Source organism: Kocuria sp. HSID16901 (genome assembly GCF_003989425.1).
GTDB classification, from domain to species: Bacteria; Actinomycetota; Actinomycetes; order Actinomycetales; family Micrococcaceae; genus Rothia; species Rothia massiliensis.
The window spans coordinates 37,073-63,210 of record NZ_RBLM01000009.1 but is presented as its reverse complement, the minus strand read 5'-3'; the positions used below and the strand labels follow the sequence as shown (position 1 = coordinate 63,210).

At 62.6% G+C, this 26,138-nt stretch carries 21 protein-coding genes; 13 read left to right on the top strand and 8 right to left on the bottom strand.

Annotated features, from left to right (window positions below; all coding sequences use genetic code 11):
- Positions 1-90: 90 nt before the first annotated feature.
- Positions 91-867, top strand: a complete 777-nt coding sequence (locus D8M21_RS10315) for a VC0807 family protein (protein WP_048683132.1) — start codon at positions 91-93, stop codon at positions 865-867.
- Here the strand turns inward: D8M21_RS10315 and D8M21_RS10310 are convergent.
- From D8M21_RS10310 to D8M21_RS10280, 7 genes are all read right to left on the bottom strand, one after another.
- Positions 858-2,063 (bottom strand): hydroxymethylglutaryl-CoA synthase, encoded by a 1,206-nt coding sequence (locus D8M21_RS10310; RefSeq protein WP_238651360.1) that lies wholly within the window; start codon positions 2,061-2,063, stop codon positions 858-860. The genes D8M21_RS10315 and D8M21_RS10310 overlap by 10 nt on opposite strands.
- Positions 2,064-3,110: a hydroxymethylglutaryl-CoA reductase gene (locus tag D8M21_RS10305; protein ID WP_082156886.1), complete on the bottom strand. Its 1,047-nt coding sequence runs from the start codon at positions 3,108-3,110 to the stop codon at positions 2,064-2,066. It lies immediately after the preceding gene.
- An 18-nt stretch (positions 3,111-3,128) separates the two neighbouring features.
- Positions 3,129-4,241 (bottom strand): type 2 isopentenyl-diphosphate Delta-isomerase, encoded by a 1,113-nt coding sequence (gene fni, locus D8M21_RS10300; RefSeq protein ID WP_048683138.1) that lies wholly within the window; start codon positions 4,239-4,241, stop codon positions 3,129-3,131.
- Positions 4,238-5,368: a phosphomevalonate kinase gene (locus D8M21_RS10295; protein WP_048683140.1), complete on the bottom strand. Its 1,131-nt coding sequence runs from the start codon at positions 5,366-5,368 to the stop codon at positions 4,238-4,240. The genes fni and D8M21_RS10295 overlap by 4 nt, the downstream gene beginning before the upstream one ends.
- A complete protein-coding gene (mvaD, locus tag D8M21_RS10290; RefSeq protein ID WP_048683142.1) occupies positions 5,365-6,357 on the bottom strand; it encodes a diphosphomevalonate decarboxylase in 993 nt (330 codons plus the stop codon). The genes D8M21_RS10295 and mvaD overlap by 4 nt, the downstream gene beginning before the upstream one ends.
- On the bottom strand, positions 6,354-7,298 hold the full coding sequence (gene mvk, locus D8M21_RS10285) for a mevalonate kinase (RefSeq protein ID WP_065424329.1): 945 nt from the start codon (positions 7,296-7,298) through the stop codon (positions 6,354-6,356). Before mvk ends, mvaD begins: the two co-directional genes overlap by 4 nt.
- A 347-nt stretch (positions 7,299-7,645) precedes the next feature.
- Positions 7,646-9,004 carry a gluconate:H+ symporter gene (locus D8M21_RS10280; RefSeq protein WP_048683148.1) on the bottom strand — a complete coding sequence of 453 codons (1,359 nt, stop codon included), beginning with the start codon at positions 9,002-9,004 and terminating at the stop codon, positions 7,646-7,648.
- 168 nt (positions 9,005-9,172) lie between these two features.
- Between D8M21_RS10280 and D8M21_RS10275 the strand changes: the two genes are divergently transcribed.
- The 10 genes from D8M21_RS10275 to D8M21_RS10230 all read left to right on the top strand — a co-directional run bounded on the left by D8M21_RS10275 (position 9,173) and on the right by D8M21_RS10230 (position 23,441).
- The gene (locus D8M21_RS10275; protein WP_048683151.1) at positions 9,173-10,066 is read left to right on the top strand and encodes a LysR family transcriptional regulator; all 894 of its coding nucleotides are present in this window, start codon (positions 9,173-9,175) and stop codon (positions 10,064-10,066) included.
- A gap of 121 nt (positions 10,067-10,187) precedes the next feature.
- Positions 10,188-11,135: a 5-dehydro-4-deoxyglucarate dehydratase gene (locus tag D8M21_RS10270; protein WP_048683153.1), complete on the top strand. Its 948-nt coding sequence runs from the start codon at positions 10,188-10,190 to the stop codon at positions 11,133-11,135.
- Positions 11,132-12,703, top strand: a complete 1,572-nt coding sequence (locus D8M21_RS10265) for an aldehyde dehydrogenase (NADP(+)) (RefSeq protein WP_048683156.1) — start codon at positions 11,132-11,134, stop codon at positions 12,701-12,703. Before D8M21_RS10270 ends, D8M21_RS10265 begins: the two co-directional genes overlap by 4 nt.
- A 20-nt stretch (positions 12,704-12,723) precedes the next feature.
- A complete protein-coding gene (locus D8M21_RS10260) occupies positions 12,724-14,055 on the top strand; it encodes an enolase C-terminal domain-like protein (protein WP_048683159.1) in 1,332 nt (443 codons plus the stop codon).
- 8 nt (positions 14,056-14,063) lie between these two features.
- Positions 14,064-15,197, top strand: coding sequence for an L-talarate/galactarate dehydratase (locus tag D8M21_RS10255; RefSeq protein ID WP_238651358.1), 1,134 nt, complete (start codon positions 14,064-14,066; stop codon positions 15,195-15,197).
- A 335-nt stretch (positions 15,198-15,532) separates the two neighbouring features.
- Positions 15,533-16,909, top strand: a complete 1,377-nt coding sequence (locus tag D8M21_RS10250; RefSeq protein WP_048683165.1) for a lytic polysaccharide monooxygenase — start codon at positions 15,533-15,535, stop codon at positions 16,907-16,909.
- 517 nt (positions 16,910-17,426) lie between these two features.
- Positions 17,427-18,083, top strand: a complete 657-nt coding sequence (locus D8M21_RS10245) for a C39 family peptidase (RefSeq protein WP_048683168.1) — start codon at positions 17,427-17,429, stop codon at positions 18,081-18,083.
- Between the two features lie 97 nt (positions 18,084-18,180).
- Positions 18,181-19,251 (top strand): lipoate--protein ligase family protein, encoded by a 1,071-nt coding sequence (locus D8M21_RS10240; protein WP_048683170.1) that lies wholly within the window; start codon positions 18,181-18,183, stop codon positions 19,249-19,251.
- A gap of 133 nt (positions 19,252-19,384) precedes the next feature.
- Positions 19,385-20,977, top strand: a complete 1,593-nt coding sequence (locus D8M21_RS10235; protein ID WP_053090030.1) for a M48 family metallopeptidase — start codon at positions 19,385-19,387, stop codon at positions 20,975-20,977.
- Positions 20,978-21,731: 754 nt separating this feature from the next.
- Positions 21,732-23,441, top strand: coding sequence for an ATP-binding cassette domain-containing protein (locus D8M21_RS10230; RefSeq protein ID WP_126855849.1), 1,710 nt, complete (start codon positions 21,732-21,734; stop codon positions 23,439-23,441).
- Here D8M21_RS10230 and D8M21_RS10225 read toward each other — a convergent pair.
- A complete protein-coding gene (locus D8M21_RS10225) occupies positions 23,438-25,411 on the bottom strand; it encodes a glycoside hydrolase family 15 protein (RefSeq protein ID WP_048683394.1) in 1,974 nt (657 codons plus the stop codon). The two genes, D8M21_RS10230 and D8M21_RS10225, sit on opposite strands and share 4 nt — an antisense overlap.
- 114 nt (positions 25,412-25,525) lie before the next feature.
- Between D8M21_RS10225 and D8M21_RS10220 the strand changes: the two genes are divergently transcribed.
- Both D8M21_RS10220 and D8M21_RS10215 read left to right on the top strand, forming a co-directional pair.
- Positions 25,526-25,867 (top strand): metal-sensitive transcriptional regulator, encoded by a 342-nt coding sequence (locus D8M21_RS10220; RefSeq protein WP_048683176.1) that lies wholly within the window; start codon positions 25,526-25,528, stop codon positions 25,865-25,867.
- A gap of 24 nt (positions 25,868-25,891) precedes the next feature.
- The gene (locus D8M21_RS10215; protein ID WP_048683179.1) at positions 25,892-26,104 is read left to right on the top strand and encodes a heavy-metal-associated domain-containing protein; all 213 of its coding nucleotides are present in this window, start codon (positions 25,892-25,894) and stop codon (positions 26,102-26,104) included.
- Positions 26,105-26,138 lie beyond the last annotated feature (34 nt).

The following is a 26,138-nucleotide window of genomic DNA, read 5'->3' as shown; positions in this document are numbered from 1 at the left end:
GCGGGCCGTGGGGGTGTCATGACACTTGTCATGGGCAGATCATGACTTTCGATAGATGTACCCGCCTCGAAACCCGACCATGCTGGGGATATGGACATCACGAACGTCGCCCCACGTGACATCGAGTATTCGGCCCCAAAACCGACGGAACAACCAACCCCGGGAACGTCATCGCACGATGCCGCCGAGGGCGCGAAGAAGCCCCCGCGCTTCTCCGTCCGCAACAACCTCTTCATGTGGGCGCTGACGGCCGCCGAAATCGTCGCGTCGATACTGGTGGTGCAATGGGTGACCTCCCACGGCGGCACGGAATTCGCGGCATACCTGTGGTCCATGCTTCCGCCGTTGGTGGGCGGGGTCATCTATTGGGCCAAGACTCGCGTCCTTGGAGGGGCATCACTGGCGATCCTGGTCTTCAATCTGCTTTCCGCGGGGGTCGCGTTGCTCGGAAGCCACGACGCGAAAGTCCTACTGTACAAGGATTGTTTCGTGACGGGGATCATCGCCGTGATCTTCGCGGCCAGCACGGTGGTCGGTAGGCCGGTGACGTACTGGTACGGCCAACGATTCGCGACGGGAGGCACCCCCGAGGGCCTCGCCTGGTGGCGAGACCTATGGGCGAATGTCCCCGGATTTCGCAAGCTCCAGCGTCAGGTGTGCCTCGTTTGGGCCGCGATCCTCATGATCGAAGCCGGTTCTAAGGCCTTCGCGATTTCCCAGAATTCCTTCGACAACGCCTATGTGTGGACGCAGGTTCTGCCCATCGCCGCCATCGTGCTCGGAATGGTCATGACCATGAGGATGGTCCGGCGTACGTTGGCTCGAGTCCGCAGTACGCCGGCCTCCTCGGACCGTTCCTACCGGTAGAGCCGCGACCCTTCGCTCACGCCCTCGAAGCGGAACGGCCCCTGGGTCTCGCGCTCGGTGCGATAGTTGTCCAGCGGCTGCACCAAGGTTCCCGGGTGCAGCACTCGGTACCGGTCGTAACCGATCGGCACGCGGGCATCCAAGATCGCCTGATGCTCTTGAGCCCGCAGATGCTTGCGGTATCCGGGCTGGATGATGCCGGTAAAGAACTCCGCGACGGCGCCAGAACCGTAGGAGAAGAAGCCCACGCGCTGGCCTTCAAGGTCCGTCTCAGAGTCCAGCAACGCCAGGAACCCCAAGAAGATCGAGGCGGAGTAGCTGTTGCCGAGCTGCTTGTTATAGCCGAATGTCGGTTCCAGGGCCTGGGCCGCCTCGGGCTTATCCAGGGGAACACCGGCTTCCCGGGTCAGCCGCATGTGGGCCTTGACCGCCATCTTCGTGAACGGCTGGTGATAACAGAACCAGTCGATCTCGTCGAAGTCGACGCCGTCGTGGTCCCGGTAATCGTGCCACGCGCCCACCAAGGCGTCCATGTACGCACCGACGGAGAACTTGCCGTCCACCAACGCCGTGTTTCGGAAATTCGGACGCCAGAAATCCTGAACGTCGCTCGTGTACACGCCCTGCGAGGACTCGATGGCCAAAATGTCCGGGGAGGCCTGGACCAGGAAGGCGACGGCGGCCGCACCCTGGGTCGGTTCTCCAGAAGTGTCGATGTCGTAGCGCGCGACGTCGGCGGCGATCACCAGAACCTTTTCCTTCGGATTCCGGGCCACGAGCCCCAGGGCCATCTGCAAGGCACCAATCGCCCCGTAGCACGCCATTTTGGTCTCGATCGTGCGGATTTCGCGCGGCAACTTCAAGAGCCCGTGCACGTACACGCCCGCCGACTTGGACTGGTCGATTCCCGACTCGGTCGCAAACAGGAGCGTGCGGATGCCCTCGGTGCCGTTCCGTTCAATGATGCGCTGGGCTGCCGCGGCACCCATCGTCACGATGTCTTCGTCCGAGGCCGGGATGCTCATCGTCTCCTGGCCGATACCGACGTAGAACTTATTGACGTCAATCTCGTGCTGGTCGGCCAAGTTCTTCAGATCGAAGCTGTAGTGACCGGTCGCGAAGGCGATGTCTTGGATACCCGCGGTGGGCACGCCGGCTTCCTCGCCGGCCTGCTCATGATTCGTGTGAGTGCTCAACTATCGATTCCTTTCGATCTTGACGTGAGCCTCCATGAGCTCACCGGGGTTGGTCTGTGCGGCCAACAGGGACAGTTCCCCGCAGAATACCGAGGCGGCGCACAAAACCGCTAGCCGTTGGGCGTTGAGGCCGGGTTCGCGGTCTTCACGGCAGCCCAATCGACGCAGGCCGTCCTCGACGATCTCGAGCCCGGCCCCCTTTCCGTTACCCACGGTACCCACGATCAGATTCGGCAGGTTGCAGGCGAAGTAGAGATCTCCGTCGCGGACCTCGGCGGTGGTGATGCCTTGGGAGCCTTCGACGATATTCGCCGCGTCCTGTCCGGTCGCCAGGTAAAACGCGAGGAGCATATTGGCGTAGTGGGCGTTCGCGGAACGAAGCCCGCCGGCGAGGTTGGTGCCGACCAAGTTTTTGCGTGTGTTCAGGTCAGCGATGCGTTCCGGGGTGGACTTCAAGAATCGCCGAACGACGTCGCGCGGGATCAACATCTCGGTGACCACGTTTTTACCGCGGCCCAGGATGCCGTTGACCGCCGTCGGCTTCTTGTCCGAACAGAAATTCCCGGAGATCGAGCCGTACCGAAGCTCGGGGTATTCCTGGAGGATCCACGGCATGAGATTGTCCGCGGCGAGCGTGACCATGTTGTGCCCCGACGCATCGCCGGTCGTGAAGTCAAAGCGCACAAACAAGAGATTGCCGGCGTACTGGAAGTGCAGGTCAATGAGTCGCGCAAAGCGGGAGGCCCCTGCCACGACGGCTTGAAGGTCATCGCGCCGGGAATCCAACTCCTGGGCCACCCGGTACGCTGCGCCGGCGTCAGGTGCCTCGAAATAGACCGACCGCGTCATGCGATCGTCCACGAGGGTCGCCCGGATGCCGCCTTCCACCAGGCGGGAGATTTTGGAGCCGCGTTTGACCGAGGGCCACAACGGGGTTTCGTAGGTCGCCAAAGGGACCTCGACCTCTTCACCGTCGACCACGTTGCCGCTCAAACGGATCGGGCCAATCCACTGGGTCGGGATGGGGGTCTGGAAAGGTTCGTGCATTCTTCCTCCGGTCATGGTCTATTGTGCCGTCCGCGCGGCTGCCCGCCGGTTCGCCAACGACGAGAGATGGACGCCGCGCAGCTGGGCCGCGTGCGCCAGTTCGCCGCTGATCAACACGTCCGTGGTCCCGAGGTCCGCTGTAGTGCGGGCCCCGAACATCGCGTACATTTCGTGCAGCCGCTCTTGCCAGTCAGTGATCTGAGCGATGAGTCGGCGTGTGCCATCGGCACCGGCATCCAGGCCAGATTCTCCGAGGACGGTGTGTAAGAACGTTCCCGCAACACCCACGGCACGGGCCCCCAATGCCAATCCGCGGACGACGTCGTAGGGGTGACGCACGCCCCCCGAGGCCAGCAGGGCGGGGCGTTGGGCCTCGGGCGTGAGGGTCGCGGCGTCGAGCAGGGAAGCGGGGGCCGACTGGCCGAAATCGGCGAGGAAGGCGTAGTCCTTTCCAGCTCGGCGGTCATTCTCGACCCGGGCAAAATTGGTTCCGCCGTTTCCCGCGGCATCGGCGATCTCCACGCCTAAGGTGCCGAGCTGCGCGATCGTTTCGCGGGACAAGCCAAAGCCGACCTCCTTGACGACCACGGGCACGGGAAGGCTCTCCACGAGCGCGGCGATATTGTCGCTCCAGGCGCCAAAACCTCGGGACCCTTCAGGCATGACCGTCTCTTGAACGGAATTGATGTGAATCTGCAGCGCGTCGGCTCCCATGGCCTCAACGACGCGGTGCGCCGCGTCGGGCGTGGCGTCCGCGCTGAGGTTAGCCATCACAAATCCGTTGGGATTCTTGTCCCGAAGCACGCGGAATGTCGGAAGCACAGATTCGTCGCGGAGATAGATGCTCATCGAGCCCGTGGCGATCGCGATGCCCGTCTCAGCGGCTGCCTCCGCGAGGGCCGCGTTGACTTTCCCGGTGGTCTCGGTTCCGCCCGTCATGCCGTTGATATAGAACGGCAAGGACCACTCGATCCCGCGGGGAAGAGACGTCGCGATGCTGACCTGATCCACGTCGATGCCTGCCAGGCCGTGGTGTACGAGCCGGACGTCGTCCCACTCGGTGTGCGACGGCGCCTCTCGCTGCTGGGCCGCGGCGTAGTTCAGATGGTCGTCTTTGCGGCTTCGAATCATGCGGCGTCCCTCGGGTTGGTGGAGCGGGCGTTTTCGGTATAGGTCGTAAGTCCTCGAGAAGATACGCGAAGGTCCAGAGGGCGAATATGGGCACGTTCCCAGGCACGGTCCAGGCTGGTGGACGGTGTACCGGCGGGGGCAATGGCCATGCCGCAATCCCCACCCCCAGATCCGGAAGACTTGGCCCACCAACCCACGGATAACGCGGCTTCGACGAGCGCCGTTAATTCCTGGGTTTCGATCACGGTGCCTCGTTGTTCGGCCAATTCTCCCAAAATCGCCCGAGCCTCGGCCACGATAGTTCCGATGTCAGACACGTTTCCGGTGGTCAGAGCCTTGCTGAAGGCTTCAACTCGAGAATCGCTGCGCGCCAAGAGCTCGGCGGGGATCGGTGCCTTCTGACGCATTTTTCCCACGAGTTCCGGGGTGTCGGCGGGTTCTCCGGTCCATCCCACACGGACGTCCAGCGGCGAATCGTCGAGGGGACCGTCGGGCCCATCGAGCCGCTGCAGACTAAGACCGGGCCACGGAATAGACAAGAGCTCTTCGACGCCGCGCTCTGTCGACGCGGCAGCCAGCCAGTCACGGTCAGGGGAGGAGTACGAAACCCAGCCACCCAGGCAGCTCGCGGCAAGGTCCCCGCCCGAGGTCGTGCGGGTGACCTGAACGGTCGCGATCATGGCCAGCCGGTACAACTGCTCCGGGGTCAGGTCCATCTCGTATACCCGCCCGATGGCACCCACGGCGGCCGCCGTCACGGCCCCCGAAGATCCCAATCCGAACTTCGCCCCCGTTGTGGCGTCGTCGAGCCCGCTACTGACGTGAAGTTCATAGTGTTGCGGCTCGATCCCACGTTCACGACGCAGGGCCTCAACCGTCTGCAATGCGGCGATGAGGTAGCGGAAAAATCCCGCGACGTCGTCGTCGATCTCCAAAACATCGCCACGATGCCGCCACACCAGGGAGGATGAGCTGGCGGTCGAGCGCAAGGCCCCTTCGCGCGGCGCAGGAAGCACCTCGACGCGCACGTGCCGGTCGACGGCGATAAGAACCGCACGGTGACCAGGTTCGACCACCGCATATTCGCCCAGGACGTAGAGCTTGCCCGGCGCCTCGGAGACGATCATTCGCCCTCCGTGAGGTACGCCCCCGGCCCCGAGCGGGCGGCGATGAGGTCAAGGTCCGGGAACCGGACGGCGAAGGCGGCGCGTGTGCGTTCCAGGTCGTCTTCACGGCACAGAATCGCAACGTTGGGGCCGGCGTCGGCGGTTGCGTACACTTCCAGGCCGTCCTCGCGCAGTTCGGCGGCGGCGTCGAAGAGAGCCACCGACGTGGGCGCGAGATATCGGATGGCCGGTCGAGTTCCATTGATCGCCGCGTGCATGCGCAAGGCGTTGGATTCGGTCAACTCTCCGACGCGTGTGTAGTCGCCAGCGGTGAGTGCGGTCTGCATGTCGTCGAGGTCTGCCGTCGTGCCCGAGACCCATCCGTCAAAGAACGGGGAAGATTCCGCGGTGAGTTTCATGGCGACGCGCGAAGAGATCGATTTCTGGGCTGCCGAAACCACGGCAATAACCATCGCGAGCCGTGGCCCGGGCACCTGTTCCGCGTACGACGTCGCGTCGGCGGCGTGGCCCTCACCGTCGCCGGCGTGCCACACCGCGAGGTCCGCGATCACCGAACGGCAGGCCGAACCGGAACCGCGTCGGGCCAATCGGGAGAGGGCCGTGCTGTCCGTGGGAAGGCCATAGGCGGAGCTGGCGGCCGTCGCTAGTGCGGCAAAACCCGATGCGCTCGAGGCGAGGCCTGCGCCGGTAGGCACGGAGTTTCGGGACTCAACGTGAGCGTAGGCAGCCTGACCCGACCTCTCCCGGACGATGTCCAAAAAGGAACGAACCCGCTCGAGGGCATTTCCGGTGACCTCTTCCTCGTTGAGGATCAGGCGGTCGTTCGTGAGCTCCGGGTCGAGCCGCACGCTGGTGCGCGTCGGAAAGACGTCGAGGGTCAGGGAAAGACTTCCCGTGCAGGGAAGCACCAGGTCGTGATCGCGCTTGCCCCAGTACTTGATGAGGGCCAGGTTCGGGTGGGCGACGGCGGTCGCGTGCGGCGAGGTCACTTCTCGAACTCCTCAGGGTTCAGAATCCAGGTTTGGAGGGCTCCGGCCTGCTCCATGCTTCGCGCGAGATCTTGCCCGTGCTGGGCATCACGTGCGAGGGCTATGATGCATCCGCCACGACCTCCACCGGTCAGCTTGGCACCGAGGGCACCTGCTTCACGAGCGGAATACACCAATTGGTCGAGATGCGGACTCGACACGGACAACGAGCGCAAGGCTTCGTGTACCTCGTTCATGCGCCGGCCCAGCGTGGCTCGCTCATCCTTGAGCAAGTTCTCGCGTGCCGCGATGGTGTGATCACGAATGGTCGCGAAGTATCCGGCCACTTCTTCCGGATTGGTGCGCATCATGGCCGTCACTGCGCCCACGGCGGAGTGGGTATCGCCGGGTTGCCCGGAATCGGCCACCACGATGGGCGCGCCGAGGTTCACCTCGATGTTTTCGGCCTGTCCGTCTTGGAACCAGATCGGCGATCGGCTGAGAACGGTGTACGCATCGAGCCCGGACGGATTGCCGTGGGCCACTCGCTCGCCGGTTTGCACCAGGCTGTGACGCACAGGACGGGAGAGGTCATCGCCGGTGAGATCGGCGATCGCGTTGACAATACTTGCAGCGCCCGCGGCGCTGGATCCTAAGCCCCGTTCCAAGGGGAAGTCCCCGATGCACGTGACGTGCAGGTTCCGAGGTTCGCGGCCGATGAGGTCCAGGGTCGCGATGATCGTCGCTCGCAAGGGCGCCAGCATCGGGGGCGCACTGGCGAGGGGCCCATCGTAAATGTCGACGGTGAGCCACAGGGGTCCTGGCGACGGCGTCGCCGTGGCAGTCAGGCCAACCTGAGGCAGGGGGAAGGCGATGGCCGGATGGCCATGCACCACCGCATGCTCACCGAAGAGAATGACCTTCCCCCAGGCAACCGACTGGCCGACAGTCGAGGCCTGCAAGGATTCATCCTCTTTCAACTTGTGCAAAATTCAGTACTCCGATGGACAGGAATAGATACTTTCCGAGACGGGTCAAGCATATTCCGTGTTCCCCAAGAGTCACATTTGCGTGACCTCGGTACGAGCCCCGACGCGGACCTCGGTGGTTGACGGTGACATACGAAGCCGTCCTGGCTGGTCCCTACCGCGACGGGTCGACGTCGTCGTCGATGGGCGACCTGGCGCGGCTCTGTTCAGGATATCGAACTTCGGCAGAGACGGGCTCCATGATTCTCGCGAGATCGGCTCAACCCACACGACGCGTGGCCGTTCTCATAGTCCTCAATGTCCCGATGAGGCCGTATCGCCTAGGCCGGGACCACGAGGTTCAACAACAACACCCCACCGAGGCCCAGGACGGAGAGAACCGTGGTGTAGGTGGTGCGAGCCCGGATTGTCTCCATCACACTGAGGTTGAAGTATTCCTTGAACATCCAGAACCCGGGGTCGTTGACGTGACTCACGGCAATCGATCCACACGCCGTCGCCAGGACCATGAGCTCCGGCGACACCCCGCTCGAGGCCACCAGCGGTGCAGCGATGCCTGCCGCCGTCGTCACGGCGACCGACGCCGAACCAAGAGCCACACGAAGGATCACGGCGGTCACCCAGACCAGGATGATCGGGTGAACGGGCCAGCCCGAGGTCATATCTGCGATGTACTGAGCAATACCCGTCGAGACGAGGACTTCCTTGAACGCGCCGCCGGCGGCGATCACCATGATGATCATGGCCATGGCTCGCGCGGATTCCGACATCGACGTCGCCACCTCGGCCAGCGGCCGGCCGCTCATCGGTCCGAACACCACGATCGCCACCAAGAGCGTGATGAGGAGCGCCACCATCGGAGAACCCACAAACGTCACCACTTTCATGAGGGTGCCTTCGGGGCCGACCATGATGAAGATTTCGGCTCCCGCGATCATGATGACGGGCAGCAACGCCACGAGGAGCGAACGGCCCATGCTCGGCATCTCATGGTCCTCGAATTGCTTATCCGAGATCATGCCCTGAGGGATACTCGGATTCATCTTCTTGACGAAAGCCAGGCGCGGCCACAGCATCGCAACCAGCGCGCCCGCCGGCACCGCAATGAACAAGCCGTATAGGAGCGCCAAACCGGGCGAGGCTTCGTAGATGCCTGCCGCGGCCGTGGGGCCGGGGTGAGGAGGCAGAAAAGAATGCATCGTGGACAGCGAGATCGACATCGGCAGGCCAACCCAGAGCAGATTCGTTCGGGTCGCACGAACCAAGGTGAAGGCGATCGGGACCACGATCACGAAGGCCGCCTCGTAGAACATCGTCACGCCGATGAGCATCGAGGTGATGACCATGGCCCATTGGACGCGCTTCTCACCCAAAACATCGACCACTCGGAGAGCTATGCGCTGCGCAGCGCCGGCGTCACCCAGAATGCGGCCAATCATGGCACCGAGACCGATCACCGCAAGGGTCTCTTCAAGCTGACCCCCGATGCCGGATCCGATGATCTTGGGAATATCGGCGATCGTGGCCGGTTTGTCCTCCAGCGTCAGCATTCCCGTGGCGGCACCCCAGCTTGCGACGAGCACCGAGACGACCAGCAACGAGACGAACCCGTTGAGTTTGAACCTCGTCATCAAGACGAGCAAGAGGGCCACGGCCAGCGCGACAATAAAGAGGGGCATCGGTTTCTCCTTCGAACCCAGAATGGCGGGAACAGATTCGCGACGCCCCACAAAAGGTTCGCCGTGTCCTGCTTCACATCGACTGAGCCTATGAGCCATGTTTCAATATTGTCTATAACTAGGTTTGCATTTTGTAATACCTAATCTGCATCAATCGTTTGGGGACGCATGTACACCTTTGACCAGCTACGATGCTTCATCGCCGTCGCAGATCATCTGCACTTCGGACGGGCAGCCGAAGAACTCGCCATGACGCAGCCGCCTCTTAGCCGGCAGATCCAAAAGCTCGAGAAGTCGGTGGGCACCCAATTGATCGCGAGAACTCACCGAAGGGTCCAGCTCACCCCGGCCGGCCAGGCATTTTTACAACAGGCTCGAATTGTCCTCGAGTCAGCTCAACGGGCTGGGGAATTTGCCGTTGAAGCATCCAGGGGTCGACAAGGGCACTTAAGTCTGGGATTCACGGCGGCGGCCGGTTATACCGTCCTTGGTCCATTACTGTCGCTCGTCCACGAACACATGCCGGCGGTCGGCGTCGAGCTCCACGAAATGGTCACCGCCCAACAGCTCGAGGGGCTCAACGACGGCCGCATCGACATCGGCCTGGGTCGCCTCGCCGCACCCCCAGAGTCGTACACCGCGACCTTGCTTCATTCCGAGGGCCTTGTACTGGCCGCACCCGAGGGGCATCAGCTCCTGTCCCAACGCCATCTTCACCGAGAAGATGTCGAAGGGCATCCCATGATCATGCACTCACCGCAGGGTGCCCGATACTTTTATGACCTCGTCATCAAGAACTTCACGATCAACCATGCAGACGTCTCGCATTCCCTCAATCAAGTAGCAACCATGATCAGCTTGGTCGCCGCGGGCCACGGCATTGCCCTGGTCCCCCACTCGGCCTCAAAACTCAGCATCCCCGGGGTGCAATACCGGGCCTTCGACGACCTTCGCAAGGACTTGGTGGAGCTCCACGTCATCACCTCGCAAGAGTCCATGGGGCCCACCGCTCGGAGGCTCAGCTCGATTCTCAGAGAATTCCCCGAAGGTTTGAGTCTCTGACGGAGGAAACTCAATTCATGCTTTATCAGTATCAATACATGCAGAATATAACTTAGACAGGTATGAGACCTGGCTCATAGACTCCGAATAGTCTCAGTCACTTGACCACTAAGGAGTCCACATGGCCCGGTATTCCCCACGGGAGTTGGCAACGCACCTCAAAGACGGGCTGCTCTCATTCCCCGTGACGGCCTTTCGCGCCGACGGCGAGCTCGATGAATCCGCCTACCGCCAACACATCGAATGGCAGTCAGCACATGGAGTCACCGGCCTCTTTGCGGCCGGTGGAACCGGCGAGGGATTCAGCTTGACCCCCGAAGAGAACGCGACGGTGACCGGTTGGGCCGTCGATACCAGCAGGCCCGAGGTTCCGGTGCTCGGCTCGGCATCGGGTTCGACCCGCCAGGCCGTCGAATGCGCGCGAGGCGCGGAAAAGGCCGGGGCCGAAGGCATTTTGCTCCTACCGCCATACCTGACCGAATGTAGCCAAGAGGGACTGCTCGCGCATGCCTCCGCGGTGTGCGCATCCGTCAACATTGCCGTGATCGCGTACAACAGGGCGAACGCGATCTACAGCGCCGAAACCGTTGCCACGCTGGCCGAACGCCACCCCAACTTCGTCGGCTTCAAGGACGCGGTCGGAGACATCGAGCACCTCGCCAAGGTGACCGCCCTCAATGGCGATCGGTTGTTCTACCTCGGTGGCCTGCCCACCGCCGAGACCTATGCGCTACCCCTCCTCCAAATGGGGATGAGCACCTACTCTTCCGCGATCTTCAATTTTGCGCCCGAGTTCGCTCTGGCCTTCTACCGGGATGTGCGGCGTCAGGACGGCGCCGCGGTCCAAGAGAAACTGCGCCGATTCATCCTCCCCTACCTGGACATCCGGGATCGCGGCCGGGGATACGGCGTATCGATCATCAAGGCAGGCCTTCGGGCAGTGGGCCGGGATGCCGGTCCAGTCCGGCCTCCCCTCAACGATCTGCCCGCCGCCGACTTCGAGGACCTACAACGCCTCATCGAAACATCGGGCGTCGCCAAATCACTCACGAAAGGTGCGACTCAATGACCATCACTCTCACTGGAACATCCCTCATCAACGGCCGGTCCACACCGGGTGCCGGCGCAACGACCCGCGCCATTAACCCCGCAACCGAAGAACCCCTCGACCCCGCATATTCGCTGGTCGACGCGGCCCAGTTGGACGAGGCGACCTCGGCCGCCGAAGAGGCCTTTCCCAGCTACAGCGCCCTGCCCCCGACGCAACGCGCCGATTTCCTCGACGCGGTCGCCGCGGGAATCGAGGACGCTAGGGAAGCCATCGTCGATCGGGCACGCTCAGAGACAGGGTTAACCGAGGCTCGACTCAACGGCGAGGTTTCGCGAACCGCCGGGCAGCTGCGTCTGTTTGCCACCGTTGTGCGCTCCGGTTCGCACCACCGCGTTCGGGTTGACCCCGCGCTCCCTGACCGCTCGCCAGCCCCGCGTGTGGACATCAGGCAACGCATGATCCCACTCGGCCCGGTCGCGGTCTTCGGGGCCAGCAATTTCCCCCTCGCATTCTCAACGGCCGGAGGCGACACGGCGTCGGCCCTCGCCGCGGGGTGCCCCGTGGTTTTCAAAGCGCACAACGCACATCCAGGAACCGCGGAGCTCGTCGGTCGGGCAATCATCGACGCCGCCGAGGCCCACGGCATTCACCCCGGGGTCTTCTCCCTGGTCTACGGCACCGGAGCCGAGATCGGTCAACGTTTAGTTGCCGACCCGGCGATCCACGCCGTCGGCTTCACGGGCTCGCGATCCGGTGGCCTTGCCATCGCGAGAACCGCCTTCGAACGGGAGACGCCGATCCCGGTATACGCCGAGATGAGCTCGATCAACCCGGTCTTCGTTTTCCCTGGCGCGTTGGACAATCCTCAGCCGCTTGCGGAGGCATTTGTCGGCTCGGTGACGGGTTCCGCCGGGCAGCTGTGCACCGAACCGGGAATCATCTTCGTCCCCGAAGGCTCGGCGGGTGACGACTTCATCGCGGCCGCCGCCAGCGGCATCGACCAGTCGGTCGGACAGACCATGCTGACCCCGTCGATCGCCCGCTCCTGGCACGACGGCGTCGAACGCTTGGCCGCCCAGAACGGTGTGACCATCGCGGCCCGAGGAACGGACGGCGAGGGCCTGAACGCCCCCGGACCGGTGCTCTTTGAGGCCGACCTGGATACCTTCCTGACCAATGGCAACCTTCAGCAGGAGATCTTCGGGGCGACCTCGCTCGTCATCCGGTACTCCTCCCCGGATCGGTTGGCGGAAGCCGCCGCAGGCCTCGAGGGACAGTTGACCGCGACGATCCACGCCGCGGCCTCCGACCACAGCGACGTCGTCTCGCTGCTCCCCCGCCTCGAAGGCATCGCCGGACGAATTCTCTACGGCGGCTGGCCGACCGGTGTCGAAGTAGGCCACGCGATGGTCCACGGCGGGCCTTTCCCCGCCACGAGCGACTCCCGCACGACGTCGGTCGGAACGCTCGCGATCGAACGATTCCTCCGGCCCGTCGCCTACCAGTCCTTCCCGCAAGACCTCCTGCCGGAACCGGCCCGTGACGACAACCCCTGGAACGCCACCCAGTCCATCGACGGTCAGTAGCCCGGAGAAACGAGGAACGCATGTCTACGAACACCCAACCGACCATTGACAAGATTGAGGTCGTGCCGGTCGCCGGTCACGACTCAATGCTGCTCAACCTCTCCGGCGCTCACGCGCCGTTCTTTACCCGCAACATCGTGCTGCTGACCGACAGCGATGGCCGCATTGGCCTGGGCGAGGTGCCTGGCGGCGAACCGATTCGCTCGACCATCGAGCAGGCCACCGAGCTCCTCATCGGGCAACCTGTATCCCGCTACAAAACCCTGTTGCGCCAGGTCTCACAGCGGTTTGCGGCCCAGGATGTTGCCGGGCGCGGAAACCAGACCTTCGACCAGCGCGTCACCATTCACGCCGTCACGGCGCTCGAGTCCGCTCTGCTCGACGTGACCGGACAGCGCCTCGATGTCCCCGTGGCCGAGCTCCTGGGCGATGGCCAACAGCGTGAGAGCGTCCCCATGCTCGGATATCTCTTCTACGTCGGCGATCCCGATCGCACCGACCTTCCCTATCTTCGGGAGCCGGATGCCAACGGGTGGGACCGCATTCGTCGCGAGGAAGCCGTGACCCCGGAAGCCGTCGTGCGCTTGGCTCAGGCAGCCCACGAGAAATACGGATTCAAAGACTTCAAGCTCAAGGGCGGAGCCCTGGCCGGAGAGGATGAGGTCGAGACCATTAAGGCTCTCAGCCGAGAGTTTCCCGACGCCCGCATCACGTTGGATCCCAACGGGGGTTGGCTGCTCGAGGAAGCGATCCGGTACGGACGCGAAATGGCTGGCCACATCGCCTACGCCGAGGATCCCTGCGGAGCGGAGGGACGCTTTTCCGGGCGCGAGGTCATGGCGGAATTCCGCCGGGCCACCGGTCTCAAGACCGCGACCAACATGATCGCGACCGACTGGCGGGAAATGGCCCACGCCATTCGCGAGGCGTCCGTGGACATTCCCCTGGCGGATCCGCATTTCTGGACGATGTCCGGCTCGACCCGCGTCGCGCAGCTCTGCCACGACTTCGGACTGACGTGGGGATCCCACTCGAATAATCACTTCGATATTTCCCTGGCGATGTTCACGCACGTCGGCGCGGCGGCGCCCGGCAACATCACGGCATTGGATACGCACTGGATCTGGCAGGACGGCCAACCCCTCACCGAAAAGCCATTGGAGATCCGTGGCGGTCAGATCGAGGTTCCTCGCGAGTCCGGCCTGGGCATCCGCATCGACCGCGAGCGCCTCGAGGAAGCTCATCAGCTCTATCTCGAGCACGGCCTGGGTACCCGTGACGACGCCGTGGCCATGCAATACCTCGTCCCCGGCTGGACCTTCGACCCCAAATGCCCCGCCCTGGCCCACTAGGAGAAACCGTGAATACCACCCCCGATTCCATCCGCCACGTCGCACTCTCGACCGTCCGGCTCCCATTGGCCGTCCCCATTTCGGATGCCAAGGTCTTCACGGGCCGGCAGAAACCCATGACCGAGGTCATCTTCCTGTTCGCTGAGATCACCACGGAACAGGGCCACGAGGGTCTTGGCTTCAGCTACTCCAAACGCGCCGGCGGTCCGGCGCAGTACGCCCACGCCCGGGAAGTGGCCGAGGGCCTGATCGGCCACGATCCGTCGGACATCGCCAAGATCTACACCCAGTTGCTCTGGGCAGGCGCTTCCGTGGGGAGATCCGGCGTCGCCACACAGGCTCTCGCCGCGATCGACGTCGCCTTGCACGATCTCAAGGCAAAACGCGCGGGGCTCCCTCTGGCCAAATTGTTGGGAAGCCACCGCGACTCGGTGCGGACCTATAACACCTCCGGCGGGTTCCTCAACGCTTCGATCGAAGAGGTCAAAGACAACGCCACCCGGTCCCTAGAGGCCGGAATCGGCGGGATCAAGATCAAGGTGGGCCTTCCGGACACCGCGGAAGACCTTCGGCGCGTAGCTGCGGTGCGCGAGCACATCGGGCCCGACGTTCCCCTCATGGTGGACGCAAATCAGCAGTGGGACCGCACGACGGCCCTCCGCATGGGCCGTGCCCTGGAGGAATTCGACCTGACGTGGATCGAGGAGCCCCTGGACGCCTACGACGTCGAAGGCCACGCCCGCCTCACCCGATCCCTCGATACCCCCATCGCGACCGGCGAGATGCTGGCTTCCGTCGCGGAACACGAGCGGCTGATTGACGAGCGCGCCTGCGACATCATTCAGCCAGATTGCCCGAGGGTCGGGGGAATTACGCAATTCACCCGCCTGCTGACTCTGGCTGACCGTGCCGGTTTGGATCTGGCGCCGCATTTCGCGATGGAAATCCACCTTCATCTGGCTGCCACCTATCCGCGGGAGCCCTGGGTCGAGCACTTCGACTGGCTCGACCCTCTGTTCAACGAAACCCTCGAGACCCGTGACGGTCGCATGATCTTGCCGGAGCGCCCCGGGTTGGGAGTCACCTTCAGCGATCAAGCGAGGGCTTGGACCACCGACGCCGTGGAATTCGGAATTCGGTAGACCATTACATCCCATAACTCCTCAAGAACGGGGGCCGCCTATTCCGGGCGGCCCCCGTTCTGCGTTACCGGACGGCCCGCGGTCAATACGGCAATGGTGATGTACTAATTTTTATCAATATTTGTTCGAATTTACGGAGATATTCACGGATCGTTCCAGAGCAAAACCTTATAGCTTTAAATTTTGAGATAGCGTGGGGTGACCGATGGCAAGACATTTATATGTCTTCTGGCGATTCACAGGCCTCATTCCAGGGGAAACTGTGCACCCTTCTCGGGGTCGGCAGCTGGAACTCGCCAGGCCTCTTTTCGTCTCGTCTCAGAAACAGGAACACAGTGAAGAAATCCACACCTTTCTCCGCCGCCGCCCTGGCCGGCCTTCTCGTCGTGGGCGGATCAGCCGCCGCACATGCCCACGGGTATATCGGAAATTCGAAGTCCGACGTCGTCGCCCGGGCCGCTATGACGTCCAACACCAACCTCGGGGCGGTGCAATACGAACCCCAGTCCATCGAGGCGCCCAAGGGCTTCAGCCTCGACCCGTCGACCGGTGGCCCAGCCGACGGCAAGCTCGCCTCCGCGGGTACGTCCCTCGCCAAGAATTTGGACGAGCAGTCTCCCGAGCGTTGGCACGAAAACGAGGTCAACGTCGGCCAAAATCTGAATCTCGGCTGGAAATACACCGCCAAACATCCGACCTCGAAGTGGCATTACTACATCACCAAGAACGGCTGGGATCAGAACGCCCCGCTCACCCGATCGGAGCTACAGCCCCTCGCGACGGTCGACCATGACGGCTCTCTTCCCACCGACGACACGGCCCACCAGATGAAACTCCCCGAAGACCACACGGGCGACCACGTTATTTACGCGGTATGGGACGTAGCGGACACCTCGAACGCCTTTTACAACACCGTTGATATCCACATCAATGGCGATGCGAAGCCCGAAGATCCGGACACCGAGGCCCCCTCAGCACCGGGGAATCTGCACGCCGAGACCGTCACATCACAGGGTGTTAACCTCGCTTGGGATGCTTCCCAGGACAACATGGACGTCGACCACTACGACGTCCGGCGCCGCACGCCCGGTGGAGATTTCACCAAGGTGGGATCCGTTGCAGGAACCTCGTTCAAAGACAAGGATCTGACGGCTTCCACCGAGTATGAGTACCAGGTGACCGCCGTGGACGCTGCGGGGAATTCCTCCGATCCGAGTTCAACGAAGGCCACCACCAAGGCCGAGGACGCCAACCCCGGCCCCGACTCCGAGGCCCCAGAAGCGCCCAGCCACGTACATTCGATGGAAACGACGCCTCACTCCGTGGACCTCATGTGGAGCCCGGCCGATGACAATGTCGGCGTCGACCACTACGAGGTGCAGCGGGCGACGAACGGAAAGCCTTTCGAGACGGTTGGCACCACGTCATCGACCTCGCTTCTGGACGACGGCCTGACCGCATCGACTAGCTACGACTATCGGGTCATCGCCGTCGACGCGGCCGGAAACCGCTCGGACGCCAGCGACGTCTTCACCATCCGTACGCACGACGAATCGGAGCCCGACCTCAAGGCGTGGTCACCCACCGCGGCCTACACCAAGGGCGACCGCGTCACTCACGACGGATCAACCTACGAGGCCGTGCAGGATTACCAGGGCAAGGGTGACCCCACCTGGATCAACTCGCAGTCCCTGTGGAAGAAGATCGACTAGCTTCCGGGCGACCTGCCACCGTTCGATGCTCCATCACGGTCCTCGAACGGTGGCGGGTCGCGGCCCCACCCCGGACGCGAGACCTCCTCGCCGACAGTCCGAACGGCCCCCTCATGATTGCCACGGTCCTGGCAAGAAAATCCTTGATTCATCAAGTATTGAATTTTTGCGATGGTATCCGTCGCCCGAAAATACGTAAATAGCTCCTCGCATTTTTACATCGTGAAATTTTCGTAAACCGCGACACACTGCACCTTCACAAGCGGCAATCATCCACTGGTACTAATTCTTTATGGCGCTCGATCGCCACCAGAATAGCGCTCTAACATACCCATGGCCCATCTGGTTATATATTCCATCGAGGCACCTTCCGGGCGGGATCCCATACAAAATTGAGATTAAGCGCCGCAACGGTGATGACCAGATTTTTTAGAGGAATCGTTGACCTCCCATTGCGGGAATTCATAACGTTTTTGTTGTCCGAGGCACACCAAAACAACTGATAAAGGAGTCAAGGATGACCTCGATCAAGAACAAGCTCATTGCAGGTACCGCCGCCGCATTTGTGGCGACCGGTGCGATTGCGGGCACGGCCACCGCCGCGACCGCCGCACCCCAGAGCGATGGCGTTCAGGTGCAGGAGGCTGCCCAGAAGGAACACAAGTTCCAGTACATCAGCCAGGTTCAGGGACAGGATACGCAGTACTATGACTGCGCCCAGGCTTCGATGCTGATGGCCATCCTGCAGAACGGCGGCGACTTGCCGAGCAAGTACAGCGACTCGGATCAGTCCGCGGCCATGTCGCAGCTTCGCGCTGAAGCCGGCGGCGGGACCGGAAATATTCAGAGCAGCGCAATCCCCGGCGTCTTGAGCAACCACGGCGTTAAGGGCACCGAATACGTCAACGGCAATGCCTCCAAGGTGATCGACCAGATCAAGGACGGCAAGCAGGCCATCATTCTGACTCAGACCGGTGTGATCTCCGGCGAGGATGCCAACCCGGGTTACGGCCACTTCGTCTACGTCTCGGACTACAACAAGGACAAGGGCACCTTCACGGTCAATGACCCGCTGCAGAAGTCCAAGAAGTCCTACCAGGCCACCAAGGCAAACATGGACGCGATCATCAACAACCCCGCCCAAGGCAACACCCCCTGGGCCTACGCGGTCTAATGAATTGACCGTTCAGCGGTTCGCGCACGACGCCGGCGTTCGGAGCTTTCCGGACGCCGGCGTCGTCATGTTTTCCCACGCTGACTAGTCTGAAGTCATGGCTGAGCAAAAATTTCACGCAGAACACAAGGTATCCGGCGGCAAGCTGGTGGTCGCGGATATCGCCACAGACGGCGAGCGCATCACCGAGGCCAAGATTTCTGGTGACTTCTTCCTCGAGCCTGAGGAGGCGTTCTTCGAGATCGCACCGGCACTCGTCGGTTCATCCGTGAACGACGACGGCACCACCCTGACGGCACGGCTCAACGCGGCCCTCGCACCATTTGGGGACGAACTCAACCTCCACGGGTTCTCCACCGACGACGTCGCCCTTGTGGTCCGCCGAGCCGTCACCGACGCCCGAGACTTCGGGGACTTCGAGTGGACCATCATGAGGCCCGGCCCCCTCCCGACGAATCTCAACGTCGCCCTGGACCAGTACCTTCTGGACGAAGTTGCGGCAGGTCGTAGGGGTCCGACGGTCCGTTTTTGGGACTGGAATGACAAGGCCACGGTCATCGGCTCCTTCCAGTCGTACGTCAACGAGCTCCATCCCGAGGGGATCGCGAAGCACGGCATTGACGTGGTGCGTCGAATTTCCGGGGGCGGGGCGATGTTCATGGAGGGCGGCAACTGCGTGACCTACTCGCTCTATGCTCCGGAATCCCTCGTGGCGGGGCTGAGCTACGAGCAGTCGTACGTATTTCTCGACCAATGGGTCCTTCAGTCGCTCAGCCAACTGGGCGTGAATGCTTGGTATAAACCGATCAACGACATCACCTCCTCCGGCGGAAAGATCGGAGGGGCCGCCCAGAAGCGGGTTCGCGGCGCGATCTTGCATCACGTGACGATGTCCTACGACATTGATGCCGACAAGATGACCGAGGTCTTGCGTATCGGTAAGGCCAAGATTTCCGATAAGGGTATCCGGAGCGCCAAGAAGCGCGTCGATCCACTCCGTCGACAGACCGGTGAAAGTCGCGAAACGATCATCCACACCATGATTGAGACCTTCCAGGCGCGGACGGGTGCAGCTTGGGACGAGCTGACGCCAGCTGACTTAGAGGCCGGCCGGCGCTTGGTGAAGGAGAAATTCGGCACCGAAGAGTGGACGCATCGTGTCCCGTGACGTGCCGGGTTATTGTCCACAAGCCCACGGAATGACGCGGTTTTAAGGCCCACGCTGAGTAAGCTAGTGAAGCGCCCATCAGCATCTTGATGGGATCCGAGATCCGTTCGACGAACCACATCTGAGGAATCCGATGACCCAGAATCCCCACGGGCCACAACGCGGTAATCCGCAGTTTGGCCACGATGCACACACGTACGGCGCCCCGGGAACTCACCGTCCCGAGGAATCGATTCCTCCTCAGCCGCTCGCCGACGACGTCAGCAATGGTTGGATACCCGAGGATTCTCGGCAGAAGGCTCATAGCCCGCTTCCTCAACCAACGCTATTTTCGCCCCAGTCCCTCCTCGACGAAGGACTCCGTAAGAAACTCCGTCACCCGGGGGAACTCCCGTGGCTGATCGTCGGTATTTGCTTCACGTTCGCGGCGTACACCTTCGCGTTCTGGGTGCTTTTCATCCGGACCTTCATGCCGATGATGACGACGCCCACGAGCTACGCGGAAGCCGATACGGCGTCGACCATTGATCAGCTCTTGGCGATCCTCTGCATCTTGCCGATCATCATCTTCTTTAGCCGCGGCATGCTTTACGGACAAATGCGCCTGACCGGCGTGCGCATCACGCCGACGCAGTTCCCCGAGGCCTACAAAATGCTCGTCGAGGCCGCTCGCGCTCACGGGTTGCGCAGGGTTCCGGACGCGTACGTCGTCTTGGGTAACGGCATGATCAACGCTTTCGCTTCGGGTCACGGTCATCGCCGTTTCGTGGCGATTTACTCGGACCTCTTCGAAATTGGTGGCGAGGCACGAGACCCCGATGCGTTGCGCTTCATCATCGGCCACGAGGTGGGCCACATCGCCGCGGGCCATGTCTCGTACTTCCGACTGCTGGGCATTTCGGCGTTCCAGAACGTTCCGTTCCTGTCCTCGATCCTGTCACGTGCCCAGGAATACACCGCAGATAACTTTGGCTTCCGCTACTGCCCGTCAGGTGCCGAGGGAACCATCCGCACGTTGTCTGCCGGTAAGTACCTGAACAAGGAGGTCAACTTTCAGGAGTTGGCCGACCGCGCCGTTTACGAGCGCGGCCTGTTCACGTGGCTGGCCAACCTCAATATGTCGCACCCGGCCACCACCTGGCGCGCCCACGCCCTCCGCGATCGCACCCGTCCGGGCCGTCTCATTTGGCGGCCGCGGACCAATCCGGAGAACACTCCGTTGTCGATGGTTCCCGCCGCCGAAGCCGCGGCCTTGTGGCCGGATCCCCTGCAGGGCACCTCCTTCATCTCGAACTACCCGGAGAAGGCAGAGAACCAGCACTGGGGCGTGAACATCGTGGAAGACAAGGCCAATACCGAGAAGCGCGACCGGAAGATTCCGGACCTGCTGGACATCCAATGGGCTGGCCCGGGACGCCGCGGATTCCCGGGAACCAACGGCCCGCAGGGACCTGGTTCACATGGTGGGCCCCAGAACTTCGGCCCACAGAGCGGCGGTCCTCACGGCGACGCCCCCTTCGGCGGCAATCCATCGAAGCAAGCTGATGGTGGCCAGAGTTGGTCCTCTTCGCATCAAGACGGCCCGTCGTCATCTGAGGGGCAGACTTTCCGTGGGTCTCACGGAGCGCAGAGTGGCTACGGCATCAACCCGGATCGCACCCGGGGCAGTTATGGCATTGATCCCGAGCCTCGGGAAGGCGACGAGAATTCGTCCACCAAGGACTAGCTCTCGCTCCATAGGGAGAACGGCCGGATACCTCGCTGAGGGGTATCCGGCCGTTCTGTTTCTGCTGCAACCGGGTCGGCCTACGCGACTCGACGTCGGCTGCCAGAAGGACCGTTGCGGCAAGTGGGGGGGGTGCTGGCCCTGGCCGGGTACGGGGGCAGTTGCCGGGTTCGGGGTGGTTGCCGGGTACGGCGGCGGTTACCCAATTCGGGGGCGCGCACCGCCGTTAGGTGGCGGTCTAGCCACCACCTAACTGGGTTAATCGCCTCCAATGACGGGAACCACCACCAAACAGCACTGCTTTGCCACCCGAAAAATGGCGATAAATGACGGTAAGGGCCACGCATACGGGTAACCGCCACCTGAGAGGCGTATTCCGCCGTCGTCCTACTGGGTAACCACCCCTTAAGAGCCCGATTCCGACCTCCACACCGACGACGGCGCCCACTCCAACCGGGCAACCGCCCCCTGAGAGCCGGATTCCGCCGGCAAGTAGCCCACTTCCGCCCTCGTCCACCCGGTAACCGCCCCCGAATCGGGCAACCGCCCCACCTGATCCACCGTCCGCCCCGATCGAAAGCCCCCCCCGGCCGCCAACCACCACCCAAGAGCCCCCAACCCGCTCCTGTGCTACGGTGGACGCGTTTCTGTCGCCGAACATGGGATCCTTCGTGAAGAGTGCATTCGTCTCCGCCATCAGCTGAGTGAGACGCCGCGTCCGCTCAGCCGCCATTCACGCTGAGAAGGATGCATCATGCCTACCCAAGTTCATATTTCTTTAACCCGTATCGGCCTGACCTGGCCTAACGGCGCCGAATGCCTCACCGACATCACCGCGACGTATGGTCCCGGACTGCACGGGGTGATCGGCTCCAACGGCTCCGGAAAATCGACCCTCGCTCGCCTGCTGACGGGGGATCTCGAACCGTCGACGGGCTTCGTTCGCGTTCCCGGCCGAGTCTCGATCCTTCGTCAGGATCTGGGGATATCCTCCTCCACCTCAGTGGCCGAGTTGCTCGGAATCGCCCAGATTCTCCAAGCCATCGACGCCGTGGCCAGGGGCGACGTCGCCGTCGAAACCTTTGAAACGATCGGCTCCGACTGGGATATCGCCGAGCGGGCCGAGGCCGAATTGCACCGGGCTGGTTTGGACGACGTCGCACTCGACCGACTCGTGTCCACCCTTTCGGGTGGTCAAGCTGTGCGGGTGGCACTCGTCGGTCTGAGATTGGCTCACGCAGAAGCCGTCATCTTGGACGAACCCACCAATAATCTCGACGGACCCGCGCGGGCACAATTGTTCAGTTTCCTGGAAGAGCTACGGCAAACGACTCCGACGCTGGTCATCAGCCACGACCGTGAACTCCTCAACCATTGCGCCACGATCAGCGAATTGCGTCCCGCTTCGCCGCATTCGTCCGCATCGACCCTGACCCACACGCCGGGAAACCTCTCCGAGTGGGAAGAAGCCGCTGCGGCCGCCGAAGCCGTGGCCCAACGCCACCTCCGCGAGGCCGAGGCCGCATTCGCCCGGGAGAAGCGCGAGCGCATCGCCCAGCAGACGAAGCAACTCAGGGATGAGCGACGCGGCAGAAAATTCCAAGAAAACCATCGCAAGCCGCCCATCGCGATGAACAACGACAAGATGGCCTCCCAAATCTCCGCAGCCAAAACCCGAGCCACGCTGGCCGCCAGGGAACAGGCCGCTCACGCGCAACTCGTCGAAGCGGAAGACTCTCTCAGAAACGATGCATCGGTGTACCTCGATCTCCCGGACACGGCGGTCGGTCACGGCTCCACGACATTGGAATTACAACTTATCGAGGACCAACAACCGCACGACGGCGACGTTCTAGGGACCGAGGAACGCCACGTCATCGTCACGGGTTCAGAGCACGTGAGAATTGCCGGCCGCAACGGGTCTGGAAAGAGCACACTGCTGCGCACGATCGTCGAGGCCCACGGCCCGGGCCCACACCTTCCCACGGTCTACCCCGGGATGGAACGCACATATCAGGTGGTTCGGCGGATAACCCCCGTGGGGTATCTCCCGCAGAACATCGAACTCGAGCCTCACCACACGGTGCTCGACGTCGTCGCCGCTGCCAATCCTGGAGCCACGGAACAACGATTGAGAGACGATTTAGCTCGCTTACTGTTCCGCCGTGACCGAGTATTCGCCCCCGTCCAGGAACTCTCGGGCGGTGAACGTTTCCGGGTGGCCCTGGCACGGATCCTGCTCTCCGCGCCGGCCCCGAAACTTCTCTTACTCGACGAGCCGACGAATAACGTGGACATGGCGACCGTGGACTGGCTCGTGGGTGCCCTGGATTCATTCCACGGTTGCCTCGTCGTCGTCAGTCACGACGAGGCGTTCCTGGAACGAATCCGCGTGGATCGCACGATCGAACTCTCCCCAGCGGATCGGAGCCCGTCGGGTGGTGAAGCCTCAGACCACTCCTAGTTCATGGCTTCCAAGGCGGCGTCCACCGCAGACACCAACGCAATGTGGGCCAGAGTCTGCGGGAAGTTGCCGGTCATGCGATCACCGCGCACCGAGTATTCCGCGGAGAAGAGGCCGAGATCGTTGGAGCGGTCCAAAACGGCGTCGAGCACGGCCCGGCCCCGCTCGACCTCACCGGCTCGGAAGTGCTGTTCCGCGAGCCACAACGACGACGCGAAGTGGGGGTTGTCTTGCCCCTCGAAGCCATCCAGGCCATCGGCGTTGCGGTACCGGTAGATGAGTTCCCCACCCGCGGCGAGCTCCTGCTCGATACGCTCCACCGTGCCGCGTAGTTCCGGGGAGTCAAATTCGACGAAACCGGTGTGGCCGATGTTCAGGAGTGCGGCATCCACGGTCGTGCCACCGTAGTACTGCACAAAGGAATTCAATTCACGGTTGAATCCGTGGGCCCAAATCTGGTCCGCCAGACGGTCTCGGGCGGCCTCCCAGCGTTCGGCGTCGCCTGCCAGGCCATGGACCCGAACGCCTCGGATTCCCGCCTGAAGGGCTGCCCACAGCATGATCTGGGAATGCGTATATACGTGGGTCCCTCCGTGCATCTCCCAGATCCCTTGGTCCTCTTCACCCACATGTTCCACGGCCGAACCCAGCAAAGCCTGCTGAAGCGGCCAGGAGAGGTGGTCTTCGGTGTATCCCAGTCGGCGTAGCTTTTCCAGAGTGATCATGAGCTGGCCCATGGCATCTCCCTGGAGCTGCGTCGCCGCACCACTTCCCCGGCGCACGGGCGAAGAACCTTCATAGCCGGGAATCTCGATCTTGCGCTCGAAGTCATCGCTTTCGCCCGCCACGCCGTACACGTTGTGCAAGCGCGTCGGATCGTTGGCGATCGCGCGCAGTAGCCAGTTGCGCAATTGCGAGGCTTCGCGGTCGTGGTCGTGCGTTATGGCCACTTCCACGGCCTGCGCGACGTCGCGCAACCAGCAGAATCGGTGGTCCCAATTGCGCTGTCCGCCCATGACTTCGGGGAGGGACGTCGTGGGCGCGGCAACGAGCCCACCGGTTTCGCGATTAATGAGCCCACGAATCACCAGCAAGGAACGCAACCGAGCCTCACGGTACTCCTGGAGTCGCTCCTGTTTTTCGTCGTCGACGGCGCCCATCGGTACCGCTCCGGTGGTGGCGCTGACCATCGGCATGGCCGTGGTGGTGGGCACAGGGCCGGTGCTGACCTGAACGGGTTCCGTGGGGTCATTGAACTGGTCCGACCATTCGCTCCACTGATCGGCAGTCCGATGCAAGGAATCGTTAAAGTCCACGGGCGGCGGCGGGTTCCGATGGGACGCAAAGTAGGAAAGGGAGAAATCCCGCACCTGACCGGCGGAAATATCGAACTGCCCAGCATGGCAGCGATGCACCGCCTCGGGAATGGGGTCGCCTCGGTACACGAGGGCGTCGGGTCCGGCCATCGCGACGAGCATGCCTTCGTCCGGATTCGGGTAGCCGGTTTGCGGGTCCGGGGCGCCGTCGTACCTGGTCACCCACGGGACGGTGCGCCCAAAATTGAAGCGCAGGGCGAGCTCCTGGTGCATCGTGACCTCGCCCGTCAGCCCTTCGACGCGTCGGGAAATTTCGGCCCGGTTGCCCAGCGGCATGAAGTCCGTGACGCGCACGGAGCCCGTCTCGGTCACCCACACGGTGTGGAGCACGAAGGAGTTTTCCCCGTAGAAGCGTTCCGCGACGCGGGCGGCCGGTTGGTCGCCCTGAGTCGCGTCGCTATCCGCAGGAGGAAAGACCGCGGCGGCTGGGGCCATGAGCCACCGTCCGTGGTCGTCGTTGCCGAGGAGTGCGGCAAAGGCCGCCTCGGAATCGAACCTTGGCGGGCAGAACCAATCGACGGATCCCTCACGGGAAACGAGCGCGGCGGTGCTCATGTTGGTGAGCAGAGCGTAGTCCTCAATCTTTGAAGCCATGGGTCAACTCTCCCACAAAGACGGCTCCGCTTCTCTCCGACCGGGGAAGACGCCGTGTTCATCCCAGTTTTTTACACTTTTGACCGATACCCCCTGGGGGTATAAGTTGGCCCTATGAGCGAAACCGATAACCAGACCATCGCCGACGCGACGACCGCCCCTCACGGGTACACGCATGACAAGCAGGCGTACCTCAAGCGGCTGCGTCGCGTGGAAGGTCAAGTGCGCGGAATTCAACGGATGATCGACGAAGACCAATACTGCATTGACGTCCTCACCCAGATATCCGCGATCAATAAAGCGCTCAATGCCGTTGCGGTCGGCTTGCTGGACGAACACCTCGGCCACTGTGTCGTCGGAGCAGTTCGGGCGGCGTCGGAAGGCGGGGACGAGTCGATCATCGACGAAAAAATTGCCGAAGCCACCGCGGCCATCACCCGCTTGGTTCGTAGCTAAGCCCTCTCTCAGAAAGGAATCTCCATGAACACCACCGATATTTCCGTCCAGGGCATGACGTGCGGCCACTGCGTCGCTTCCGTCACGGAGGAACTCCAGGAGATCGGCAATGTCACCGACGTCACGGTGGACCTCAACGCCGGCGGGGTCTCCCCCGTAACCATCACTCACGAGGGACCCCTCGATGAGGCCGCAGTTCGAGCCGCCGTCGACGAAGCCGGGTACTCCCTCGCCTAGTCCACACCTTTTTCTCACCCCCTCGGGAAGGCAC